The following is a 20804-nucleotide window of genomic DNA, read 5'->3' as shown; positions in this document are numbered from 1 at the left end:
CTTACCGAGTGCCCGCCCGGGGTGGCCGGATAGTCTCGGAGGTATGACTGAGCGCAAGCGCACCCCGTGGGTGGTCGGGGTTTCCGGGGCGTCCGGGACGGCGTACGCGGCGGCGGTGCTCCGCGGACTGCTGGCCGCGGGGGAAAGTGTGGACCTGGTGGTCAGCCGGGCCTCGCGGCTCACCCTGCTGGACGAGACCGGGATCGCCTTCCGCGACGCGCACTGGCGCGACGACCTGGCGGAGTGGCTGGCCCGTGGCGCCGACGGCAAGCCGGGGACCTTCGCGACGCCCACGGGTGACGTGCGGTACTGGGGGGCCGGGGACCTGGGGGCAGGCCCGAGTTCGGGCTCGTACCCCGCCAAGGGGATGCTCGTCGTGCCCGCGTCCACGGCCTGCGTGGCGGGGGTGGCGCTGGGACTGTCGAAGGACCTGCTCCAGCGCGTGGCGAGCGTGACGCTCAAGGAGCGGCGCCCGCTGGTGGTCGCCGTGCGGGAGACCCCGCTGAACGGGCAGACGCTGAAGCACCTGGTGGCGCTGGACGAGGCGGGCGCGGTCGTGCTGCCCGCCTCTCCGGCGTTCTACGCGGGGGCGACGCACATCCAGGATCTGGTGGATTTCGTCGCGGGCCGCGTGCTGGACGCGGCCGGGGTGTCGCACCGGCTGTACCGCCGCTGGGACGGGGAGCTCGGTGCGGCGAGGCGGGACGGCGGGCCCGAGGGCCCGCGTCCCCGCGAGGGGGAACGCAGTGGTGACTAGGCCTTCTTGCCGGTCAGCCGCTTGCGGGCCCGGTCCACGCGCTGCGCGGCGGCGGGCTGGTGGGCACGGGATCGGTTGGCCAGCTCCTGGAGCTGTCGCATGTGTGCGTAGGCCATCTCGATCGTGTACACGGTGAACCACTCCTGAAGATCGTCATTGATCTGTTGAAAGATTCACAGGGTGTTGACCCTGCGTGCCTTAGATTCTATACCTAGACTTGCAGGATCGCCGAATAATGGAAGGCTCCACGTAAATGGACACGGTGGACAGGCAGCTCATCCAGGCACTCCGGGAGAACGGCCGTGCCTCGTACGCGGAACTGGGCCGTCTCGTGGGCCTCTCCGGCCCCAGCGTCACCGACCGGATCAACCGTCTCGAGACGGCCGGCGTCATCACCGGTTACCGGGCGACCGTCGACGCGGCCTCGCTCGGTCTCGGCGTCACGGCGCTGATCGGCATCTCCCTCTCCGACGCGGCGGACCACGAGGACGTGGCGCGGCGGCTGCGCGACCTCGCGGAGATCGAGGACTGCTGGTTCATCGCCGGGGACGACTCCTTCATGCTCAAGGTCCGCGCGAGCGACGTGGACGGGCTGGAGAAGATCATCCGCAAGCTCTCGGGCACCAAGGGCGTCTCGCGCACCCGCACCACGATCGTGCTCTCCACGAAGTGGGAGAACCGGGTCGGGGAACTGCCCGAGGAGGGCTGAGAGTACGGTTGGTCGGGTCGCAGGCAGCAGGACCGTACTGCGGGACACGAAGACACAGAGGAAGGCTGGCCACCGGTATGGACGCTGGGCTGAAGCGCGAGCTGGAGGAGAAGGTCCGTTCCGGTGAGCGGCTGACGCGCGAGGACGGTATCGCCCTCTACGAGTCGGACGACCTGGCGTGGCTCGGTGGCCTTGCCCACGAGGTGCGGACGCGCATGAACGGTGACGTCGTCCACTTCAACGTGAACCGTCACCTGAACATGACGAACGTGTGCACCGCTTCGTGCGCGTACTGCTCCTTCCAGCGCAAGCCGGGGGAGAAGGACGCCTACACGATGCGGATCGAGGAGGCCGTCCGCCTGGCGAAGGCCATGGAGAACGAGAACCTCACCGAGCTGCACATCGTCAACGGCCTGCACCCGAACCTGCCGTGGCGGTACTACCCGCGTTCGCTGTCGGAGCTGAAGAAGGCGCTGCCGGACGTCTCGCTGAAGGCGTTCACCGCGACGGAGATCCACCACTTCGAGACGATCTCGGGGATGTCCGCCTCGGACATCCTGGACGAGCTGATCGAGGCGGGGCTGGAATCGCTGACGGGCGGCGGTGCGGAGATCTTCGACTGGGAGGTGCGCCAGCACATCGTGGACCACCGCACGCACTGGGAGGACTGGTCGCGGATCCACCGCCTGGCGCACGCGAAGGGCATCAAGACCCCCTCGACCATGCTCTACGGGCACATCGAGGAGCCGCGTCACCGGGTGGACCACGTCCTGCGCCTGCGTGAGCTGCAGGACGAGACCGGCGGGTTCCAGGTGTTCATCCCGCTGCGGTACCAGCACGACTTCGTGGACATGAAGGACGGGAAGGTCCGCAACAAGCTCCAGGCGCGGACGTCGATGGCGACGGGCGCGGAAGCGCTCAAGACCTTCGCCGTGTCGCGACTGCTGTTCGACAACGTGCCGCACGTGAAGGTGTTCTGGGTGATGCACGGCGTGCAGACCGCCCAGCTGGCGCTGCAGTACGGCGCGGACGACATGGACGGCTCGGTCGTCGAGTACAAGATCACGCACGACGCGGACAACTACGGCACGCCGGACAAGCTGGGCCGTGACGACCTGCTGGAGCTGATCCGCGACGCGGGCTTCCGCCCGGTGGAGCGCAACACGCGGTACGAGATCATCCGCGAGTACCCGGGTCCCGACGCCGGGCTGCGCGAGACCCCGCAGGCCATGCGCGTCTGACACCCCGTCGCAGACGTTTTCGGAGCCCCGGCCCGCCCTTGGCGGACCGGGGCTCCGGCGTGCCCGGTGCGGCGTCCGTCCGGGGGGTGAAAGCGCGTTGCCCACAGGTGCTGGTAATGGCTAGCCTGGCCACATGACCCTTACGTTCACCCTGGATCCCGTCGTCGACCCCGCCCTCCGTGACGGACTCCTGGAGCTGTGGGCCGACGTCAGCAACGCGGGCGGCGCCGTGGGCTTCGTGCCGCCGGTCACCGCCGACGACATCCGCCCGGCCCTGGTCAAGCAGCTCGCCGCCGTCGCCGACGGGGGGAGCCGGCTGCTCGTCGGGCACGATGCGGACGGGGCGGTCGCCGCCACCGCCTTCCTCACCCACAACACGCACCGCCTCCAACTGCACTGGCTGTGGGCGTACACGGTGATGGTCCACCCCCGCCACCAGGGCAAGGGCTACGGCCGCGACCTGATGGCCGCGACGGCCGACGCGGCCCGCTCCGTCGAGGGCATCGAGGCGATCCGCCTCGGCTGCCGCGGCGGTCTCGGCCTGGAGCACTTCTACGCGGCCTGCGGCTACAAGGAGGTCGGCCGCGTCCCCGGCGCCATCCGCGTGGCCCCGGGCGACGACCGCGACGACGTCACGATGCTGCTGCCGCTGCACTGAGCCGGTGAACGGCTCGCCGTGGACCGGCCGCGGCGACGGGGCGCCGCCCCGCGGCCCCGCGGCCCCCCGGGCGGGAGCAGGGGTCCGGCGTGCTTCACTGGACGGGCACGGATACGTGCCGCCGACGACCACGACGAGAGAGAAGGGGTCACCGTGTCCCTCAAGCCGAGCGCAACGATCCGCTACACCGCCATGCGGCTGGGCATCTTCGTCGGGTGCCTCGTCGCCGTCGCGGGCCTGGTCCGTCTCGGCTGGGTGCCCGCCGGGATCGGGGACGCCAACGTCGCGTGGGTCGTGCTGCTCGCCCTGGTGATCTCCGCGCCGCTGTCGTTCGTCCTGCTGCGCAAGCAGCGCGACGAGATGTCCCAGCAGATCTCCGGACGTGTCGTGGGGGCCCGGCAGAAGCTCGCCGCGAACCGCAACCAGGAGGACGCGGCCGACGACGCCGCACGCGTGAGCCCGTAACGGCCCGTCGTCTTCCTCACACACCGAACCGCCCCGGCGCCGGGAACACCGCCCGCAACGCCGGGGCTTCGGCGTCTCCCGGGCCGAGCCCGGGGACCCGCACCCCACCTACTCAAAGAATGACTTTGAGTTTCTCAAAGCATGAGTGTTAGCGTGTCCATCATGTCGACCCCAGCCGCGCACCCGATGACCCCGAGCGTCCCGCTCGTGGCGCGCCTGCACGTCGACCTCTGCCGCCGCGTGTCCGCGGCCTGTTGCTGTTGTCGCTGACCGCCGCCCGCTAGCGAGCGGAATCGATTCAGCAGCGGTCCCGGCCGGCCCCTTCCTGGCTGCCGCACCGCATCACCCACGCAGAAGTCCCGTCAGTTCCCCGTGCGTCGTCCCCGGAGAGTGCCCCCGTGTCCGCGTCCCCCCAGGCCCCCGCAAAGGCCACCTTCCGCTTCCCCTTCTGGGCCCAGATCATCGCCGGTCTCGTGCTCGGCGTCCTCTTCGGGTGGATAGCCCGCAGCCAGGACGTCAGCTGGCTGAAGACCACCCTGGAGCAGGTCGGTGACATCTTCGTCCAGCTCCTGAAGCTGGCCGTGGCGCCGCTCGTCTTCTTCGCGATCCTGGTGTCCATCACCAACCTGCGGAAGGTGAACAACGCCGCACGGCTCGCCACCCGCACGCTCCTCTGGTTCATGATCACCTCGCTGGTCGCGGTGGGCATCGGCCTCGCGATCGGCCTGCTGACCAACCCGGGCTCGGGCACCGGCCTCACCCCGCAGGACGGCAAGCTGCCCAAGCGCGAGGGCTCCTGGATCGACTTCCTGACCGGCATCGTGCCGAAGGACATCGTCACGCCCTTCACCGAGCTGAACGTCCTCCAGATCGTCTTCCTGGCCGCCGTCGCCGGCATCGCCGCCCTCCAGCTGGGCAGCAAGGCCCAGCCGGTGCTGAACGTGGCCGAGTCGGTCCTCGAACTGCTCCAGAAGGCCCTGTGGTGGGTCATCCGCCTCGCCCCGATCGGCACCGTCGGCCTCATCGGCACCGCCATCGCCACGTACGGCTGGGAGCTGATCGGCAAGTACGCGACCTTCACCGCCGACGTCTACATCGGCTCGGCGCTCGTGATGTTCGGCGTCTACCCGCTGCTCCTCGCCACCGTCGCCAAGGTCAACCCGATCCAGTTCTTCAAGGGTGCCTGGCCGGCGATCCAGCTCGCCTTCGTCTCCCGCTCGTCGGTCGGCACCATGCCGGTCACCCAGAAGGTCACCGAGCGCCTCGGCGTCCCGAAGGAGTACGCGTCCTTCGCGGTCCCCTTCGGCGCCACCACCAAGATGGACGGCTGCGCCGCGATCTACCCGGCCCTCGCCGCGATCTTCATCGCGCAGATCTTCGAGGTCCAGCTGGGCATCAAGGAGTACCTGCTCATCGCGTTCGTCTCGGTCGTCGGCTCCGCCGCCACCGCCGGACTCACGGGTGCCACGGTCATGCTGACGCTGACCCTCTCCACGCTGGGCCTCCCCCTGGAGGGCGTCGGCCTGCTGATGGCGATCGACCCGATCCTGGACATGATCCGCACCGCCACCAACGTGGCCGGCCAGGCCGTGGTCCCGGTCATCGTCTCGGCCCGCGAGGGGATCCTGGACAAGGAGGCGTACGCCTCCGCCTCGGCCTCCCCGCTGGAGGAGACCGCCCCGGCCGCCAAGGCGGAGCCGGTCCCGGTCCCCGCCTGACCCTCCCGGCCCGCCCGCCCGTACTCGCCGCAGCCCCCGCCCCCGTCCGTCCGGGCGGGGGCTGTGGCGTGCCCTCAGAGGGTCTGGGCCCGGACGTAGGAGACGCAGGCCAGCAGGAAGGGCGCGGCGTACCACCACCGGCCCATGGTCCGCCGGAACACCGGAAGGACCGTGATCAGCACCCCGAGCAGGCACAGCGCCACCGACGCGCCGGCCGCGAACCGGACGTCCTCGCGGAACGGATGGTCCCGCGGACCGGGTTCGGCGACCAGCGCGACGCAGCACAGCCATGCGGCGGGCAGGTACACGAGCACGAGCCAGAACCCGAGCACCCACTGCAGGCACCCCCGGTCCTCGGGCAGATCGGTGCTCTCGCGGCGCAACCCCAACGTCTTCGGCTTCCTGGTGCGTGCGCAGCCGTACGGAGGCCGGGCGGGCGGTGCTGGACGACGTCCCGGAGGGCGCGCCGTACCGCGGCGCAGAACTCCGGGACCCGGTGCGTCCGGACGTCACCCCATGAAAACACCGCAGGGAAAGCCCGCCCCACCCGCCCCTTCGCCTCCCCGTGGCCCTCACGGGTGGACCGTGCCGCCGCTCCCGTTCGGCCTCCGGAGTCCTTCCGGACCCGTGAAGGCGGCCGAGGGGTGGGGCGGTGGCGTGGAGCGTCGGTGAAGAAGGCCTCCGGGGGCTGGTCGGCGGGGGTTACGGCTCCGTAGATTACCGGCGGTAACGCCAGCCGAACCGAGGGGAAGTGCGCCGTGGGAGCCGAGCTGGAGCCGGTCGCAGCCGTCGAGCCCGTGAAGACCCTCGTCGACGGGGTGGTGCGCGAGGTGTGGGTGCCGCCGCTCGCGGCGCCCCCCACCGCCGGATCCCTCGGGGACATCCCCTTCGACAACGCCCGTACGGCCCCGGGCGAAGCGGTCCTCGCGCGCAAGGACCGGGACGGGGCCTGGCGGGACGTGACCGCCGCCGAGTTCGCGGCCGAGGTGCTCGCCGTCGCCAAAGGGCTGATCGCCGAAGGGCTGCGCGAGGGGGACCGGCTCGCCATCATGGCCCGGACCACCTACGAGTGGACCCTCCTCGACTTCGCCGGATGGGCCGCCGGGCTGGTCACCGTACCGATCTACCCGACCTCCTCCGCCCACCAGGCGCGCTGGATCATCCAGGACTCCGGCGCCGTGGCCTGCGCCGTCGAGGACACCGCGCAGGCGAGGATCATCAGCACCCAGCGGGGCGCCCTGCCCGGCCTCGTGCACCTGTGGGAGTTCGACACGGGCGCGGTGGCCCGCCTCGTCGGATCCGGGCGGCACATCCCCGACGCGCTGGTGCACGCCCGGCGCAACGCCCGTACGCCGGACTCCGTCGCCACCCTCATCTACACCTCCGGCACCACCGGACAGCCGAAGGGGTGCGTGATCACGCACGCCAACTTCTTCGCCGAGGTGGACAATGCGGTGGAGCTGCTGCACCCCGTCTTCAAGTCCGTCAGCAAGGACCCCGCCTCCACCCTGCTGTTCCTGCCGCTCAGCCACATCTTCGGGCGGATGGTCGCCGTCGGCTGCCTGCGCGCCCGCGTCAAGCTCGGGCACGCGCCCAGCATCAGTACGGAAGACCTCCTCGCGGACCTCGCGGGCTTCCGGCCGACCTTCCTGCTCGCGATCCCGTACGTCCTGGAGAAGGTCTACAACACCGCCCGGGCGACCGCCGAAACCATGGGCCGCGCCTCCTCCTTCGACCGGGCCGCCCGCATCGCGCGCCGCTTCGCCGAGGCCGTGGAGGGCCGGGGGCCCGGGCTGACGCTGCGCGCGGCGCGGGCCCTGTACGACCCGCTGGTCTACCGGCGGATCCGGGCCGCGCTCGGCGGACGCGTGCGCTACGTCCTGAGCGGCGGCTCCCCGCTGGGCCGCCGGCTCGCCGCCTTCTACACGGGCGCGGGCATCGAGGTCTTCGAGGGGTACGGGCTCACCGAGACCACCGGGGCCAGCACCGTGACCCCGCCGCTGCGGCCCCGGCTGGGGACCGTGGGGTGGCCGCTGCCCGGCACGGCCGTACGGATCGCGGACGACGGCGAGGTGCTGCTGGGCGGACGGCACGTGTGCGCCGGGTACTGGAACACGGGCCACGCGGTCCCCCCGGGGACCTGGCTGGCGACCGGCGACATCGGGCAGCTCGACCCCGACGGATACCTCACCATCACCGGCCGCAAGAAGGACCTGATCATCACCTCCGGCGGCAAGAACGTGGCCCCCGCGCCGCTGGAGGACTGGCTGCGGGCCCATCCGCTGGTCGCGCAGTGCATGGTGGTCGGCGACAACCGGCCGTACGTCACCGCCCTCGTCACCCTGGAGCCGGACGGGCTGCGGCACTGGCGCCGGATGCACAAGAAGCATTCCGTGCCCCTCAGGGAGCTGGTGCGGGACGAGGAGCTGCTGGCCGAGCTCCAGAAGGCGGTGGACGAGGCGAACCTGCTGGTCTCCCGGGCGGAGTCCATCCGCGCCTTCGCCGTCCTGCCGGAGGACTTCACCGAGGCGCGCGGCCACCTGACCCCGTCCCTGAAGCTCAAGCGGGACGTGATCGCCCGCGACTACGGCGCACGCATCCAGGAGCTGTACCGGGCTCCGCGCGCCCGGTAGCCCGGCCGCCGCCCTGGGCGGGCGGAGCCGCGGGAGCGCGCCTAGGGTGGGCTGGACCGGTCCGGGGGGCCGTCCGAGGAGGGTGCAGTGCCCCGTTCCCGTCCCGCTTCCAGCTCCTGTTCCCGTACCCGGTCGCGTCTGCGCTTCCGTGTCCGGTCGCGGGCGCAGGCCGTCGCCGCGGCCTGTGTCCTCGTCCTGGCCCCGCTCGGCTCCATACCGACCCGGGCCGGGCCGGCGGCCGCCCCTGCCGGTGATCCGCTGGCGCGGTTCCACGGCCAGCGGCTGCGCTGGGGCGACTGCCCCGAGGAGCGGGTGCCCGCCGGGATGCGGTGCGCGGCCCTCCAGGTGCCGCTGGACTACGCGGCCCCCGCCAAGGGCACGGTCCCCATAGCCCTGGCCCGGATACCCGCCACCGACGGCAAGAAGCGGATCGGCTCGCTCCTGCTGAACTTCGGGGGCCCCGGCGGCCAGGGCGTCGCCGGCCTCGCCGCCGATCCCGACCTCCTGGCCGACCTCGGCGAACGGTACGACCTCGTCGCCTTCGACCCCCGCGGGGTCGGGCGCAGCGAGCCCGTCTCCTGCGGCGGCTCCCAGCAGACCGAGGAGGGAGCGGCGGTCGCAGACGCCGAGGAACAGCTGGCCGCCGTGCGCGCCGTGGTCAGGCGCTGCGAACTGGCCTCCGGCCCGGTCCTCCCGTACATCGGCACCGTCCACGTCTCCCGCGACATGGACGTCATGCGCCAGGTCCTCGGCGACCGCAAGCTCAACTACCTCGGCTTCTCCTACGGGACCCGGCTGGGCGCCGTGTACGCCGCGCAGTTCCCGGGGAAGACGGGCCGCATGGTCCTCGACGGCGTCGACACCCTCGGTGAGCCGCTGGCCGAGCAGGCCCTCGCGACGGCGCGCGGCCAGCAGCGGGCCCTCGACCGGTTCCTGGACTGGTGCGTCCACCGGCGGGACTGCGTCTACGGGACCAACACGCGCACCGCCAAGGAGAAGGTCGACGCCCTCGTGGCACGGCTCGACGACGAGCCGCTGGTCGGCCACGACGGCTCGTACGTCACCGGTCAGGACGCGGCCGCCGCCATCGGGGCGGCCCTGTACTCCCCGCGCTCGTGGCCCGCGCTCGCCGACGCGCTGGCCATGGCCGAGCGGTCCCGCGACCCCGTCGGGCTGCTTCAGCTCGGCGGCCCGGCGGACCCGCCCGCCGTGCAGGACGGCGGGCAGGAGGACGGGCCGGACGAGCGCCGGGTCCAGGCCTCCCCGCCCGTGCCCGCCGACAACGGCGAGGCGGCGCTCGCCGCGGTGAACTGCGCCGACGACCCGGACCGGTCGAGGGAGAACGCCTCCCCGGCGGAGATCGGTGCGGAACTGGCCTTCCGCCGGAGCGAGTTCGTCAAGGTGTCGCGGGTCTTCGGGCCGCTCCAGCTGATGACCGTGCTGTCCTGCTACGGACGCCCCGCCGGCACCGACTTCATCCGCAGGATCGACCACCCGGGCGCCCCGCGCATGCTGCTGGTCGGCACCCGGGGCGACCCGGCGACCCCGTACGAGTGGACCGAGGAGACGGCCGCCCGGCTGGGTTCGGCGGTGGTCGTGGACCACAAGGGCGACGGCCACACCGGGTACGCGTCCTCGGCGTGCGTACGGGGCCACGTGGACCGTTTCCTGATCGACGGGCGGCTGCCGCCCGGGACGCGCTCCTGCCCCGCCGGGGAATGACCGGAGGGGGAAGGCTTCGGGCCCCCCGGGTGTCCCGGCTGCCCGGCTGCCCGGCTGCCCGGCTGCCCGGCCGCGGCGCCCCGGGCGGGGGCGCCGCAGCCGGGACGGTCAGCAGTTGGCGCGGGTGGGACGCCCGGCGAAGCGGTCCGCCAGCCAGTCGCCGACCGCCGGCGACTGGGTGATGACCCCGCTGACGTGCTCACCGAGCCAGATCGTGTCGAACTCGACGTCGGCGCCCTTCGCACACCACTCGGAGCGCAGCTGCCGGCCCACGCCGTACGGGATCAGCTCGTCGGCGAGCGCGTGGTACTGGTACACCGGCGCGGCCGGGGCGGTCCGCCCGAGCCGGCTCTGGTTCAGCCGCGCCTGCCAGTCGGGCTGGGCGAGCGGATTCCTGGTCGTCAGGTCGGAGATCCGCTTGAAGGCGCCGGCGACCGCGTCGACCGCCACGCAGTTCTCCTTCATCCCGGCGACCAGGAGCCGGCCCGCGGGGTTGAGGTAGGAGTTCAGGTCCAGCTCGGGGAAGGCGGTGTCCTGCCCGGCCGCGGCCATGAAGATCAGCCCGGAGCCGAAGGAGCCGTTGTTGAAGTCGGCCACCTTCATCAGGTCGGCGGGGACCCCGCCGGTCGCCGTGCCCTTGACCTGGAGCTCCGGCGCGTACGAGCCCTGCAGCTCGGCGGCCCAACTGCTGGCCTGGCCGCCCTGGGAGTAGCCCATGATGCCGACCGGGCCGTTCGCCGGCAGCCCGGCCTCCGGGAGCCGCTGGGCGGCGCGCGCCGCGTCGAGGACGGCGTGCCCCGCGGAGGGGCCCACCGTGTAGGTGTGCACGCCCGGGGTGCCGAGCCCCTCGTAGTCGGTGACGACCACGGCCCAGCCGCGCAGGGTGAACTGCTGGATGAGGTTGGCCTCCATGGCGGTCCCGTGCGGGATGTTGTTGCTCGGCGCGCAGGAGTCGCCCATGCCGACCGTGCCCACGGCGTAGGTGATGAGCGGGCGCGGGCCGGTGCGGCCGTCCTGCGGGACGATCACGGTGCCGGAGACGACGTTCGGGGCGCCGTCCGCCGTGGTGGAGCGGTAGTGGATCTTCCAGGCCTTCGTGTTCGTCGGCTGGCCGGGCAGCGGGTGGAAGGCGGAGGGGGCGCTGCTGACGACGTCGCCGGGGCGGGCGGCGGCCTCCTGGGCCGCCGCCCGGGCGGCGGCGGGGATCCAGGCCGACAGGGCCAGGGCGGCCACGGCGGCGAGGGCGGTGCTGCGGGTGCGCGTGGGGCTGCGGAAACGCATGGGCGGCTCTCCCAAGGGTCGTTCCGTGCGGGGTCAGGTGAGGCGAAGGTAGTGACCGACCGGTAGGGAGGTCGCTGACCGCGCAGCTCACCTTTCCTGGCCCGGGATCCCACACCCTCCTCCCGCGCGGCACGGCGGCGGCCCGGACACACGCCGCGCGCCGCGGTGTCCACCCCTCCGGGTGACGGCCCGCCCCGTCCCGCCCGCAGGCCGGACCGGGCCCGCCTCAGCCCCCCGACGCGACCCGGTAGGCGCCCGGCGTCGTACCCGTCCAGCGGCGGAACGCCCGGTGGAAGGCGGTGTCCTCGGAGAAACCGAGCCGGGCGGCGAGTTCCGCGATCGGCTCGCTGCTCTCCGCCAGGCCCGCGATCGCCGCGTCCCGCCGCATGTGGTCCTTCAACTGCTGGAAGGAGGTGCCCTCCTGCTGGAGCCGGCGCCGCAGCGTCGCCGGGGACACCGCGAGCCGTGCGGCCACCTCCCCGAGCGCGGGCAGCCGCGGCGAGAGGCGCAGCTGCCGGTTCAGGGTCCGGCGCACCTGCTCCGCGACCGTGGTCCCGTACCGCGGCCGCGACAGCAGGTCGAAGGGGGCGCGGCGCAGCATCGCGTCGAGCGCGGGCTCGTCCCGCACCAGGGGTGCGGTCAGCCAGTGCGCGTCGAAGGCGGCGCCCGTGCGGTCCGCGCCGAAACGCACCGGGCAGTCGAAGAGGGCCTCGTACTCCGCCGCGTGCGGGGGCGGCGGGTAGCAGAACGAGGCGTGCGCGAGCGGGATGCGCCGCCCGATCAGCCAGCTGCTCAGCCGGTGCCAGATGGCCAGCACGCACTCGGTGAGGAAACGCTCCTCGTCCCGGGCGAAGTCGTTGCGCACCGTGAACCGGGCCTCGCCGCCCTCCACGTCCAGGGCCAGCTCCGGCCCGCCCGGGAACAGCCCGTAGAAGGCGGCCGCCCGCTCCGTGGCCGCGCCGAGGTCCGGGCAGCCGAGGGCGGCGTAACACATCATCGCGAAGGTGCCGGGGCGGCTCGGGACGGCGCTCAGGCCGAGGAACTCGTCCTGCGTGGTCCGGTACAGCGCCCGGAACAGGCGGGCGAACTGCGCGGGCGTGATCCGCGCCCGGTCGTCGCCCAGCAGCAGCGGCGGGATCTGCGCCTGCTGGAGCAGCGGCACGGTGTCGATGCCGCTGCCGCGGGCCCCCGCGAGCACGGCGCGCACGTGGTGCACGGTGACCGTCGGCGTCCCCATGGCTTCGACGGTAGCCCCAATGAGCGCTGAGGTCAGCGGTGGTGACGCTTCCGGTCATGCCGCCGGGCCGCCGCGGGTGCCTAGCGTCGAGGGTCACCGAGACCGGGAGGGCATGCGATGGACGGTCGGCCGAGCACGCTGGCGGAGTTCACCCAGTGGACCGAGGAGCGGTACGGGCCGGAGACGGCGCTCAGGTTCCGGTCCCCGGAGGGCGGATGGCAGACCCGCACCTACGCCGAACTGGGCGCCGAGGTCCGGGCCGTCGGACGGGCGCTGCTCGGGCTGGGGGTCGCGGCGGGCGAACGGGTGGCCGTACTGGCCGAGACGCGGCCGCAGTGGACGCGCACCCACTTCGGGGTGCTGGCCGCCGGCGCGGTCCTGGTCCCGGTGTACCCGACGGCGGGGGAGGAGGAGCTCGCCTGGGTCCTGTCGGACTCCGGGGCGGTGCTCGTGGTGGGCGACGACGAACGGCAGCGGGCCCGGGTGGAGGCGCTGCGGGCGAAACTGCCCGCGCTGCGGGAGACGGTCCTGATGGACGACCTGCCCGCGCTGCCCGCCGGGGACGCCGTCGCCGGGTCCGCGCTCCTGGCCCGGGCCGCGGCCGTCACCCCCGGCGCGGACGCGTCCATCGTCTACACCTCCGGCACGACGGGCCTGCCTAAGGGCTGCCGCCTCACGCACGGCAACCTCGGCGCGATCCAGGACGCGACCCTCCCGCTGATCAGCGGCGGGCCGGGCGACTCCACCTACCTCTACCTGCCGCTCGCGCACCTCCTGGCCCAGCTGATCCAGTTCACCACCCTGCTGGAGGGCGGGGAGCTGTGCTACTTCGGCGGCCGGATCGAGGACGTGCTGACGGAGCTGGCCGAGGTGCGTCCCACCCATCTCCCGTCCGTACCCAGGCTGTTCGAGAAATTGCACTCCGTGGTGCTCTCCCTCGCCGAGGCCGGGACGGGCGGCCGCGACCGCCTCGAGGAGGCCGTCCGGCTCGGCGTGCTCGCGGCCGAGGGACGGCTGCCGCAGGAGTCGCGGGCCGCGTACGCGGCCGCGGAGGCCTCGCTCTACTCGCTGGTCCGGGGAGCCTTCGGCGGGCGGCTGAAGTGGGCGCTGACCGGCGGCGCCCCGATCGCCCCCGCGACCCTGGACTTCCTGCGGGCCTGCGGGATCGCGGTGTTCGAGGGCTACGGGATGACGGAGTCCGGCGGCGTCATCTCCCTCAACCACCCCGGGGCGGTCCGCCACGGCACGGTCGGCCGCCCCGTGGCCGGCTGCGAGGTCCGGATCGCGGAGGACGGCGAGGTCCTGGCCCGCGGACCGATGGTGTTCCCCGGCTACCACGCGAACGGGGCGGCGACCGCGCAGGCCCTGGACGCGGCCGGCTGGCTGCACACCGGAGACCTCGGCGAACTGGACGCCGAGGGCTACCTGCGCATCACCGGCCGCAAGAAGGAGCTGATCATCACCTCGGCCGGGAAGAACCTCACCCCGACCGAGGTCGAGTTCGCCGTACAGCGCTCCCGCTACGTCTCCCGCGCGGTCCTCATCGGCGACCGCCGCCCGCACCCCGTCGCCCTGATCACCCTGGATGCCGAGGAGGTCGCCGCCTGGGCGGCCCGCGAGGGCCTCGACCCCGGGCCGGAACCCTCCGCGCACCCGGCCGTCCGGGCCCTGATCGAGGCGGCGGTGGCGGAGGCCAACGCCACGGTCTCCCGTCCCGCCCGCATCCGCGCCTTCCGCGTCCTGCCGGAGGACCTCTCCGTGGACGCGGGCACCCTCACCCCGACCCTCAAACTCCGCCGCAGCGCGGTGGAGCAGCGGTACGCGGCCCAGATCGCGGAGCTGTACGGGGACGAGACCCCGGCCGGCCAGGCCCCTACAGCCATCCCCGCTGGGCCGCCTTGAGGCCCGCCTCGAAGCGGCTGGACGCGTCCAGCCGCTCCATCAGCGCGGACATCTGGCGCCGCACGGTGCGCAGGGAGATACCGAGCCGCTTGGCCGCTCCCTCGTCCGTCATGCCGGAGGCGAGGAGCTTGAGCAGCTCCTTCTCACCGGGGGCCAGACCGGTCTCCTCCTCCTGGGGCCGGTCGGCGCCCAGCGGGACCGCGGTCTGCCAGGTCTGCTCGAACAGCGCCGCCAGCGAGGCCACGATGCCCGGCTCCCGGGTGCACAGGGCACCCAGCCGGGTGTTCGCCGGATCGACGGGTACGACGGCCACCTCGCGGTCGAACACGAGCAGGCGGGGCGGCAGCGTCGGGTGCGTGCGGACCAGCCCGCCCTCCTGCGTCATCCAGCGGGCGTACGCGAGCGTGGCGGGGTCGTTGCGCACGCTGTCCTGGTACAGGGTCAGGAGCGCCACCCCCCGGTGCATCGCGTCCGCGTCCAGCGGGCGGGAGGCGTCCAGGCTCGCCTGCGACTGCGCGCCGCCCGGCATCACGGCCAGGCACTCGCGCGAGACCTCCTTCCCGAGCACTTCCAGCTTGCTCTGGATGGCGTCGAGCCCGACGAGGCGTTCCGTGGTGTCGGTCCGGTCGTTCGGCCGCAGGTCCGCGTACTCGGCGACGGCGCGCGCCGCGGCGGCCTTGCTGCGGGCGAGCTCCTGCTGGCGGCGCAGCAGGTCCTCCTCCTGGCGGCGCAGGATCAGCTCCAGCCCCACCGCCGGGCTGACCGGGCGCATCGCCCCGGGTATGTCCCGTGACGCGCGCAGGAGTTCGAGGTCGGCGAGCTCGTCCAGAGCCGCCCGTACGGCCGCCTCCGTCATCCCCAGCCGCTCGCGGAGGTCGTCGACCCCGCCGAGCGGGTCCGCGAGCATCTCGCGGTAGACGGCTTCCGATGCGGAACCCAAACCCAGTACTGCCAGCATGAAACAGCCCCCCGACTGACAAGCGAATGCTCTCGTTCTGCACGTGATCATCGCAGGACCTGCACAGACGTCGCAATCAGCGGCTCCCGCGGACCCGAAAGAAGCGCCGAGGTGGCACCAAGGTGCCAGGCCACTTGGTGCCGGTCCGAAACCCTTCCGGGGCCCTTCCCGGCCGACCAAGATGGTGATCACACCGGAACGGCGGGGGAAACGAAAACCCCCGGCCAGGCCCTACGGCCCGGCCGCCGGCCCGACCGGATCCAAAGACCACGTCATCACTTCGGGGGCACAGCCATGTCGAAAACCACTCGCCGCATCACCACCGCCATCGCCTCCGCCCTCCTGGGCGGCGCCCTCGCCGCCGGCACGGGCATCGGCTGGGACGTGGCGCCCGCCTCGGTCTCCGCCAAGGGCTCGGTCGTGACCAACGGCATCGGCTGGGACTGATCAGGGATGTTCCTCGTCCACCTGCCCCTGACCAGCGAGAACGGTTTACCGGGTACGGAGAGCGAAGCAGCCCTCCTGGAGGACGCGGTCTGGGCCCACGCCGGCCCGCAGCACGCTCTGGAGCACGTCCGGATCCGCCCCGTCGAACGCGGCATGAACGTCGCCCTCTTCGTCAGGGCCCTCGATCACACCTCCGCCAGGGCCAAGGCCCACAGCCTGCTCTCGGCCGCACTGAGTTCGGGCACCGCCCGCGGCTACTGCCTCGCCCCTTCGGCGAGGGGGGTGCCACGGTGACACACGGCCCGACGCCTCCACCCGTAGGACCTGCACCACCCGTCCGGCCCGCCCGCCGGTCACCGTCCGTCCCCGACCGCTGCTCCTGCAGGGCAGCTGTCCATCACGGAGTGACCCGCCGCAGAGCCGTCGCACCGCCGGGCACGGCCACCGCGCCGCCCGCCTTTCCCCGCCCCCGTCACCACGGGCGGATCCCAGCTTCGCAACACCTTCCCGCCACACCGTTTCGGCCCTGATGCCCGGGGCCGCCATGCCTCTGGAGAGCATCATGTCCGCACGCCGTACCCGCACCCTGTCCATCGCCCTCGCCGCCTTCGTCGCCGCACCCCTGATGGCCGTCCTGCCCGCCGGCCTGGCCAACGCCGAGTCCCAGGCCGTGGCCTCCATCGCCAGAGGCGAGGTCGGCAACACCTGCGGCGACTACAACTGCAAGCACCCCAGCGCCTGGTGCGCCGAATTCACCCGCTGGGTCTGGAACAAGGCCGGCGCGAACGTCACCGGCATCGACGCACGGGCCGTCAGCCTCTACGAGTACGGCAAGAACAAGGGCACCCTCCACAGCACCCCGCAGGTCGGTGACGCGGTCCTCTACGACAACGACGGCAACCTGAACGACGGCGAAGCCAACCACGTCAACATCGTGGTCGCCGTCTCCGGTGACCAGATCCAGACCGTCGGCGGCAACGAGAGCGGCGGCGTCCGCTTCCGCGGCTGGTTCAACTGGCGCACCCACACCTCCCCGGTCGGCGCCGGCCGCGCCCTCGCCTTCATCGGCCCGGCCGGTCTGAGCGAGACCCCCGCGCCGCAGGTCAGCAAGGCCGGCGACATCTTCCACGCCACCCGCCTGCCCGACGGCAACTGGGAGAGCTTCCAGGCGCTGAACGGCTTCGGCGGCGCGTCCTACTTCAACGCCTCGCAGGAATCCATCGCCGCCACCCCGGACGGTTCGACCCAGACGCTGGCCACGGGCAACGACGGCAACCTGTACCACACGGCCCGCTTCCCGGACGGCACGTGGACGGGCTGGGAGGCGCTCCCCGGCTACGACGGCGCGGCGCAGTTCGGTGCGAAGGGCCAGGCGATGGCCGGCATGCCGAACGGCGACGCCCAGCTGATGGCGATCGGCAACGACAACAAGATCTACCACAACGCCCGCTTCCAGAACGGCTCCTGGCAGGGCTGGGCGCCGGTCGGCACCTGGTCCGCCAAGAAGATCTCGGCCGCTCCGATGCCCGACGGCAGCATGCAGGTGCTCATCGTCGGCAACGACGGCAACGTCTACCACAGCATCCGTTCCGTGCAGGGCGAATGGCAGGCCTGGAACGCGGTGTCCGGTGTCGGCACGGACGCCACCCTCCAGGCGGCCAACATCTCCGTCGCCGGGATGCCGAACGGTGACGCCCAGTTCCTGGCCACCACCGCCGACGGGACCGTCCACCACAACATCCGCACCGTGGCGGGCCACTGGCAGGGCTGGGCCAAGGTGGCCGGCTTCGGCGGGGCTCCGAGCTTCGCGGCCAGCAGCATCGCCATCACCGGCATGCCGAACGGCGACACCCAGATGCTGGCGGTCGGCAACGACGGCAAGGCGTACCACTCGGCCCGCTACTCCAACGGCCAGTGGCAGGGCTGGTGGAACACCGGCATGGGCGCCCAGAAGGTCGCCATCGCGGGTCTGACCAACGGCGAGGCGCAGATGCTCGCCACCCGCAACTAGCCCTCGTCGCCCCGGGCCGGCCCGCCGCTCAGGCGGGCCGGCCCCCCCCGGGCCGCCGCCCTCTCCCGTGTCCAGAGATCCAGAGAAGAGACCTCCGATGTCCCGCACCCCGCGCCGCCCGCGCCTCGCCGCCGCCATCGCCACCGCGGCCGTCACCCTCAGCCTCTCCGCCCTCTCCGTCGGCTCGGCGGAAGCCGCCTCCGTCGCCACCTGGGACAAGGTCGCCCAATGCGAGAGCACCGGCAACTGGAGCATCAACACGGGCAACGGCTACTTCGGCGGCCTGCAGATCCTCAAGAGCACCTGGGACGCCTTCGGGGGCAAGCAGTACGCGGCCTACCCCCACCAGGCCACCAAGAAGCAGCAGATCCTCATCGCCGAGAAGATCCTCGCCGGACAGGGCGCCGGAGCCTGGGGCGGCTGCGCCGTCAAGGCCAACCTGGCCGCGGACCACGCCGACCCGTACCCGGCCGACACCACCCCCGTCAGCCAGGCCGGGGACTTCTACCACTCGATACGCCAGCCCAACGGCACCTGGACGGGCTTCAACCCGCTCGACGGTTTCGACGGCGCGCCCTTCTTCAACGGTTCGCAGGAATCCATCACCGCCACGCCGGACGGCTCGGCGCAGGTGCTCGGTACCGGCACCGACGGCAACCTGTACCACCAGGCCCGCTTCACGAACGGCCAGTGGACGGGCTGGGAGGCGCTCCCCGGCTACGACGGCGCGGCGCGGTTCGGTGCGAAGGGCCAGGCCATCGCGGGCATGCCCAACGGCGACGCCCAGCTGATGGCGATCGGCAACGACGGCAAGATCTACCACAACGCCCGCTTCATGAGCGGCTCCTGGCAGGGCTGGGCCCCGATCGGCGACTGGAGCGCCCAGCGGATCGCCGCGGCCGCGCTGCCGAACGGTGACATGCAGGTGCTGATCGTGGGCAACGACGGCAACCTGTACCACAACCTGCGCACCGTCGCCGGTACCTGGCAGGGCTGGAACGCCGTCGCCGGCACCGGCACCGCCGCCACGTTCCAGGCCGGCAGCATCGCCATCGCCGGACTGCCGAACGGAGACAGCCAGCTGGTGGCGGTCGGCAACGACGGCAAGGCGTACCACAACATCCGCCTGGCCAGCGGCCACTGGCAGGGCTGGGGCGCCGTCGAGGGCATCACCTCCCCGAGCAGCGTCGCCATCACCGGAATGCCCAACGGCGACACCCAGATCCTCGCCACCGCCCAGGGCGGCGCCACCTACCACAACGCCCGGTACGCGAGCGGCTCCTGGCAGGGCTGGTGGAACACCGGCTTCGGCTCCCAGAAGGTCGCCCTGGCCGGCATGCCCAACGGCGACGCCCAGATGCTGGTCACCCGCAACTGACCCCACCCCCCTCCACTACGCCCGCCCGCCGCACCGACCGGTGCGGCGGGCGGTGGGGGTTGGGCTTCGGGGGCCTGTTACCCCTTCTCGGGATCAGGGAGGGTTTGGGGGTTTCCCGCCAGTCCTATCGTCTCTCCGCGTCGGGACGGCCCCTCAAGGGCGCTCACTGCGTTCGCGTCGCTTCGCGATGGCCTTCGGCCCCCCTTGACCGCCCGCCCCGCCACGGAAAGACAGGACCGACGGGAACCCCCCAAAAAGACGCTCACCGGGGACGGGACGGAGGAGCGGGGCGGCCAGGGACCCAAGGCCTGACCTCCAGGGACCTTGCCGAAGCCAGACCTCGACCAGATCACCGGCAGGATCGGGGAGCGCAGCAACTCCCACCCCCACTCCATCGCTCGGCGTCTGCGACCCGCCTGGGGCTGGACATAGGCCGCCAGCAGTCAGCCGCACGCTCCCCTCACGCGCGCGCGGGTGGACTGTCCAGCCATGAGGGCGGGTGTGGGATGGATACCGCCCTGCCGGAGTGAAAGACCAAGACGTCCGGCATCAGACTCCGTCATCCAGCCACAGACAGGTCGCAGCCGCCGAACGACGTGCCCCACCCCCCGGAGCGTTGGCGGCCCACGTCCAACCCCGGACGGACCGCAGACGCCAGCAACGTGCCGTACCCACCCAACCGATCGCGGCCTGTATCCAACCCCAGACGGGTCGCAGACGCCAAGCAATGAAGTAGAGGGCGGGATGTTGATGCGCTCCCCGATCCTGCCGATGATCTGGTCGAGGTCTGGCTCCGGCAAGGGCCACTGGAGGCCAGGCCCTGCAACGCTGACCGCCCCGCTCCTCTGTCCCGTCCCCGGTGAGCGTCTTTTTGGGGGGTTCCCGTCGGTCCTGTCTTTCCGTGGCGGGGCGGGCGGTCAAGGGGGGCCGAAGGCCATCGCGAAGCGACGCGACGAAGGAGCGCCCTTGAGGGCCCGCCCCGCCACGGAGAGACGATAGGACTGGCGGGAAACCCCCAAACCCTCCCTGATCCCGCCAAGGGGTAACAGGTCCCCCGAAGCCGATCGCCCCCCGCAGCCCGCAGCCCGCAGCCCGCAGCCCCGTGTCGCGGGGTGTCGTTTTCGGGCACAGGCTGGAGGGGTGGTGTTCCCCAGGCCCCCGGGTCCCGAGGTTCCGAGGTCTTCGGTGGGCCGGATGCGGAGGAGTCATGGTGGCGACGACGCGCGACGGTGCTCCTGTCGCGATCGAAGGCGGCGGGGTGGAGCTGCGCATGCGGGAGGTCGGGGGTGGCATGACCGTCGCGTTCGTCCGGCTGCCCCAGGGCACGGACATGGCGCCGGCGGTGAAGGGGCTGCCCGACGACATGTGCCAGTGCCCCCACTGGGGGTACCTCTTCAAAGGCCGGCTGAAGATGCGGACGAAGCACGGGGACGAGGTCTACGAGGCGGGCGAGGCCTTCTATTGGCCGTCCGGCCACGTGCCCGAAGCGCTGGAGGACTGTGAGTACGTGGACTTCTCGCCGACGAAGGAGTTCGGTGAGGTGATCGCGCACATCAAGGGGCAGGCCCAGGCCCAGGCCCAAGCCCAGACGCAGTCGGAGTGAAACGACGGTGTGCCTCGGCCTCGGCCGGGGCCGCCGTGTCGTACGCCGGCACCCTCACGCGGGCGGAATCAGCAGCCGGTCCGG

19 protein-coding genes are annotated in these 20804 nt (G+C 72.4%); 14 read left to right on the top strand and 5 right to left on the bottom strand.

Features of this window, described 5'->3' with window-relative positions:
• The first annotated feature begins 43 nt into the window (after window positions 1–43).
• The gene (locus ACFWUZ_RS23325) at window positions 44–757 is read left to right on the top strand and encodes a UbiX family flavin prenyltransferase (protein WP_384376019.1); all 714 of its coding nucleotides are present in this window, start codon (window positions 44–46) and stop codon (window positions 755–757) included.
• Here ACFWUZ_RS23325 and ACFWUZ_RS23320 read toward each other — a convergent pair.
• Window positions 754–888 carry a hypothetical protein gene (locus tag ACFWUZ_RS23320; protein ID WP_384376210.1) on the bottom strand — a complete coding sequence of 45 codons (135 nt, stop codon included), beginning with the start codon at window positions 886–888 and terminating at the stop codon, window positions 754–756. The two genes, ACFWUZ_RS23325 and ACFWUZ_RS23320, sit on opposite strands and share 4 nt — an antisense overlap.
• Window positions 889–1010: 122 nt before the next feature.
• On the opposite strand from ACFWUZ_RS23320, the gene ACFWUZ_RS23315 reads away from it, so the two are divergent.
• From ACFWUZ_RS23315 to ACFWUZ_RS23295, 5 genes are all read left to right on the top strand, one after another.
• The gene (locus ACFWUZ_RS23315) at window positions 1011–1466 is read left to right on the top strand and encodes an Lrp/AsnC family transcriptional regulator (protein WP_136216558.1); all 456 of its coding nucleotides are present in this window, start codon (window positions 1011–1013) and stop codon (window positions 1464–1466) included.
• Between the two features lie 77 nt (window positions 1467–1543).
• On the top strand, window positions 1544–2707 hold the full coding sequence (gene mqnE / locus ACFWUZ_RS23310; protein ID WP_384376016.1) for an aminofutalosine synthase MqnE: 1164 nt from the start codon (window positions 1544–1546) through the stop codon (window positions 2705–2707).
• Window positions 2708–2840: 133 nt separating this feature from the next.
• Window positions 2841–3365: a GNAT family N-acetyltransferase gene (locus ACFWUZ_RS23305; protein ID WP_384376013.1), complete on the top strand. Its 525-nt coding sequence runs from the start codon at window positions 2841–2843 to the stop codon at window positions 3363–3365.
• 192 nt (window positions 3366–3557) lie between these two features.
• Complete coding sequence (locus ACFWUZ_RS23300; protein ID WP_384376195.1) at window positions 3558–3830, top strand: DUF4229 domain-containing protein; 273 nt, start codon at window positions 3558–3560, stop codon at window positions 3828–3830.
• Between the two features lie 398 nt (window positions 3831–4228).
• The gene (locus tag ACFWUZ_RS23295; RefSeq protein ID WP_384376010.1) at window positions 4229–5548 is read left to right on the top strand and encodes a dicarboxylate/amino acid:cation symporter; all 1320 of its coding nucleotides are present in this window, start codon (window positions 4229–4231) and stop codon (window positions 5546–5548) included.
• A 74-nt stretch (window positions 5549–5622) separates the two neighbouring features.
• Here ACFWUZ_RS23295 and ACFWUZ_RS23290 read toward each other — a convergent pair whose 3' ends face one another.
• The gene (locus ACFWUZ_RS23290) at window positions 5623–5937 is read right to left on the bottom strand and encodes a hypothetical protein (RefSeq protein WP_384376007.1); all 315 of its coding nucleotides are present in this window, start codon (window positions 5935–5937) and stop codon (window positions 5623–5625) included.
• A gap of 369 nt (window positions 5938–6306) precedes the next feature.
• On the opposite strand from ACFWUZ_RS23290, the gene ACFWUZ_RS23285 reads away from it, so the two are divergent.
• Window positions 6307–8181 carry an AMP-dependent synthetase/ligase gene (locus tag ACFWUZ_RS23285; protein ID WP_384376004.1) on the top strand — a complete coding sequence of 625 codons (1875 nt, stop codon included), beginning with the start codon at window positions 6307–6309 and terminating at the stop codon, window positions 8179–8181.
• Between the two features lie 87 nt (window positions 8182–8268).
• Complete coding sequence (locus tag ACFWUZ_RS23280) at window positions 8269–9903, top strand: alpha/beta hydrolase (RefSeq protein ID WP_384376001.1); 1635 nt, start codon at window positions 8269–8271, stop codon at window positions 9901–9903.
• 108 nt (window positions 9904–10011) lie between these two features.
• On the opposite strand, the gene ACFWUZ_RS23275 is transcribed toward ACFWUZ_RS23280, so the two are convergent.
• Both ACFWUZ_RS23275 and ACFWUZ_RS23270 read right to left on the bottom strand, forming a co-directional pair.
• A complete protein-coding gene (locus ACFWUZ_RS23275; RefSeq protein WP_384375998.1) occupies window positions 10012–11184 on the bottom strand; it encodes a lipase family protein in 1173 nt (390 codons plus the stop codon).
• Window positions 11185–11410: 226 nt separating this feature from the next.
• Entirely contained in the window at window positions 11411–12421 is a 1011-nt protein-coding gene (locus ACFWUZ_RS23270) for an AraC family transcriptional regulator (protein ID WP_384375995.1), read from the bottom strand.
• A 117-nt stretch (window positions 12422–12538) separates the two neighbouring features.
• Between ACFWUZ_RS23270 and ACFWUZ_RS23265 the strand changes: the two genes are divergently transcribed.
• Window positions 12539–14323, top strand: a complete 1785-nt coding sequence (locus ACFWUZ_RS23265) for an AMP-dependent synthetase/ligase (protein WP_384375992.1) — start codon at window positions 12539–12541, stop codon at window positions 14321–14323.
• Here ACFWUZ_RS23265 and ACFWUZ_RS23260 read toward each other — a convergent pair.
• Window positions 14295–15281 carry a LuxR C-terminal-related transcriptional regulator gene (locus tag ACFWUZ_RS23260; RefSeq protein WP_384375989.1) on the bottom strand — a complete coding sequence of 329 codons (987 nt, stop codon included), beginning with the start codon at window positions 15279–15281 and terminating at the stop codon, window positions 14295–14297. The two genes, ACFWUZ_RS23265 and ACFWUZ_RS23260, sit on opposite strands and share 29 nt — an antisense overlap.
• A gap of 294 nt (window positions 15282–15575) precedes the next feature.
• Here ACFWUZ_RS23260 and ACFWUZ_RS23255 point away from each other — a divergent pair, with 294 nt between their 5' ends.
• The 5 genes from ACFWUZ_RS23255 (at window position 15576) to ACFWUZ_RS23235 (ending at window position 20720) form a co-directional block, all read left to right on the top strand.
• A complete protein-coding gene (locus tag ACFWUZ_RS23255) occupies window positions 15576–15728 on the top strand; it encodes a hypothetical protein (RefSeq protein ID WP_384375986.1) in 153 nt (50 codons plus the stop codon).
• A gap of 6 nt (window positions 15729–15734) precedes the next feature.
• Window positions 15735–16022 (top strand): hypothetical protein, encoded by a 288-nt coding sequence (locus tag ACFWUZ_RS23250; protein ID WP_384375983.1) that lies wholly within the window; start codon window positions 15735–15737, stop codon window positions 16020–16022.
• A 268-nt stretch (window positions 16023–16290) separates the two neighbouring features.
• The gene (locus ACFWUZ_RS23245) at window positions 16291–17739 is read left to right on the top strand and encodes a CHAP domain-containing protein (protein WP_384375979.1); all 1449 of its coding nucleotides are present in this window, start codon (window positions 16291–16293) and stop codon (window positions 17737–17739) included.
• 97 nt (window positions 17740–17836) lie between these two features.
• On the top strand, window positions 17837–19117 hold the full coding sequence (locus ACFWUZ_RS23240; RefSeq protein ID WP_384375976.1) for a transglycosylase family protein: 1281 nt from the start codon (window positions 17837–17839) through the stop codon (window positions 19115–19117).
• Between the two features lie 1207 nt (window positions 19118–20324).
• Window positions 20325–20720 carry a hypothetical protein gene (locus ACFWUZ_RS23235; protein WP_384375973.1) on the top strand — a complete coding sequence of 132 codons (396 nt, stop codon included), beginning with the start codon at window positions 20325–20327 and terminating at the stop codon, window positions 20718–20720.
• Window positions 20721–20804: the final 84 nt, after the last annotated feature.

Origin of the sequence: Streptomyces sp. NPDC058646, assembly GCF_042716875.1 — a bacterium.
Lineage (GTDB): Bacteria > Actinomycetota > Actinomycetes > Streptomycetales > Streptomycetaceae > Streptomyces.
Note: the sequence above shows the minus strand (reverse complement) of the source record. Positions and strands in the feature narration are given on the sequence as shown.

Bases quoted from the DNA above. Each gene is read 5' to 3' on its own strand.
- ACFWUZ_RS23325 (WP_384376019.1), top strand. From the start codon at position 44: ATGACTGAGCGCAAGCGCACCCCGTGGGTGGTCGGGGTTTCCGGGGCG.
- ACFWUZ_RS23315 (WP_136216558.1), top strand. From the start codon at position 1,011: ATGGACACGGTGGACAGGCAGCTCATCCAGGCACTCCGGGAGAACGGC.
- mqnE (WP_384376016.1), top strand. From the start codon at position 1,544: ATGGACGCTGGGCTGAAGCGCGAGCTGGAGGAGAAGGTCCGTTCCGGT.
- ACFWUZ_RS23305 (WP_384376013.1), top strand. From the start codon at position 2,841: ATGACCCTTACGTTCACCCTGGATCCCGTCGTCGACCCCGCCCTCCGT.
- ACFWUZ_RS23300 (WP_384376195.1), top strand. From the start codon at position 3,558: ATGCGGCTGGGCATCTTCGTCGGGTGCCTCGTCGCCGTCGCGGGCCTG.
- ACFWUZ_RS23275 (WP_384375998.1), bottom strand. From the start codon at position 11,184: ATGCGTTTCCGCAGCCCCACGCGCACCCGCAGCACCGCCCTCGCCGCC.
- ACFWUZ_RS23270 (WP_384375995.1), bottom strand. From the start codon at position 12,421: ATGGGGACGCCGACGGTCACCGTGCACCACGTGCGCGCCGTGCTCGCG.
- ACFWUZ_RS23265 (WP_384375992.1), top strand. From the start codon at position 12,539: ATGGACGGTCGGCCGAGCACGCTGGCGGAGTTCACCCAGTGGACCGAG.
- ACFWUZ_RS23260 (WP_384375989.1), bottom strand. From the start codon at position 15,281: ATGCTGGCAGTACTGGGTTTGGGTTCCGCATCGGAAGCCGTCTACCGC.
- ACFWUZ_RS23255 (WP_384375986.1), top strand. From the start codon at position 15,576: ATGTCGAAAACCACTCGCCGCATCACCACCGCCATCGCCTCCGCCCTC.
- ACFWUZ_RS23250 (WP_384375983.1), top strand. From the start codon at position 15,735: ATGTTCCTCGTCCACCTGCCCCTGACCAGCGAGAACGGTTTACCGGGT.
- ACFWUZ_RS23245 (WP_384375979.1), top strand. From the start codon at position 16,291: ATGTCCGCACGCCGTACCCGCACCCTGTCCATCGCCCTCGCCGCCTTC.
- ACFWUZ_RS23240 (WP_384375976.1), top strand. From the start codon at position 17,837: ATGTCCCGCACCCCGCGCCGCCCGCGCCTCGCCGCCGCCATCGCCACC.
- ACFWUZ_RS23235 (WP_384375973.1), top strand. From the start codon at position 20,325: ATGGTGGCGACGACGCGCGACGGTGCTCCTGTCGCGATCGAAGGCGGC.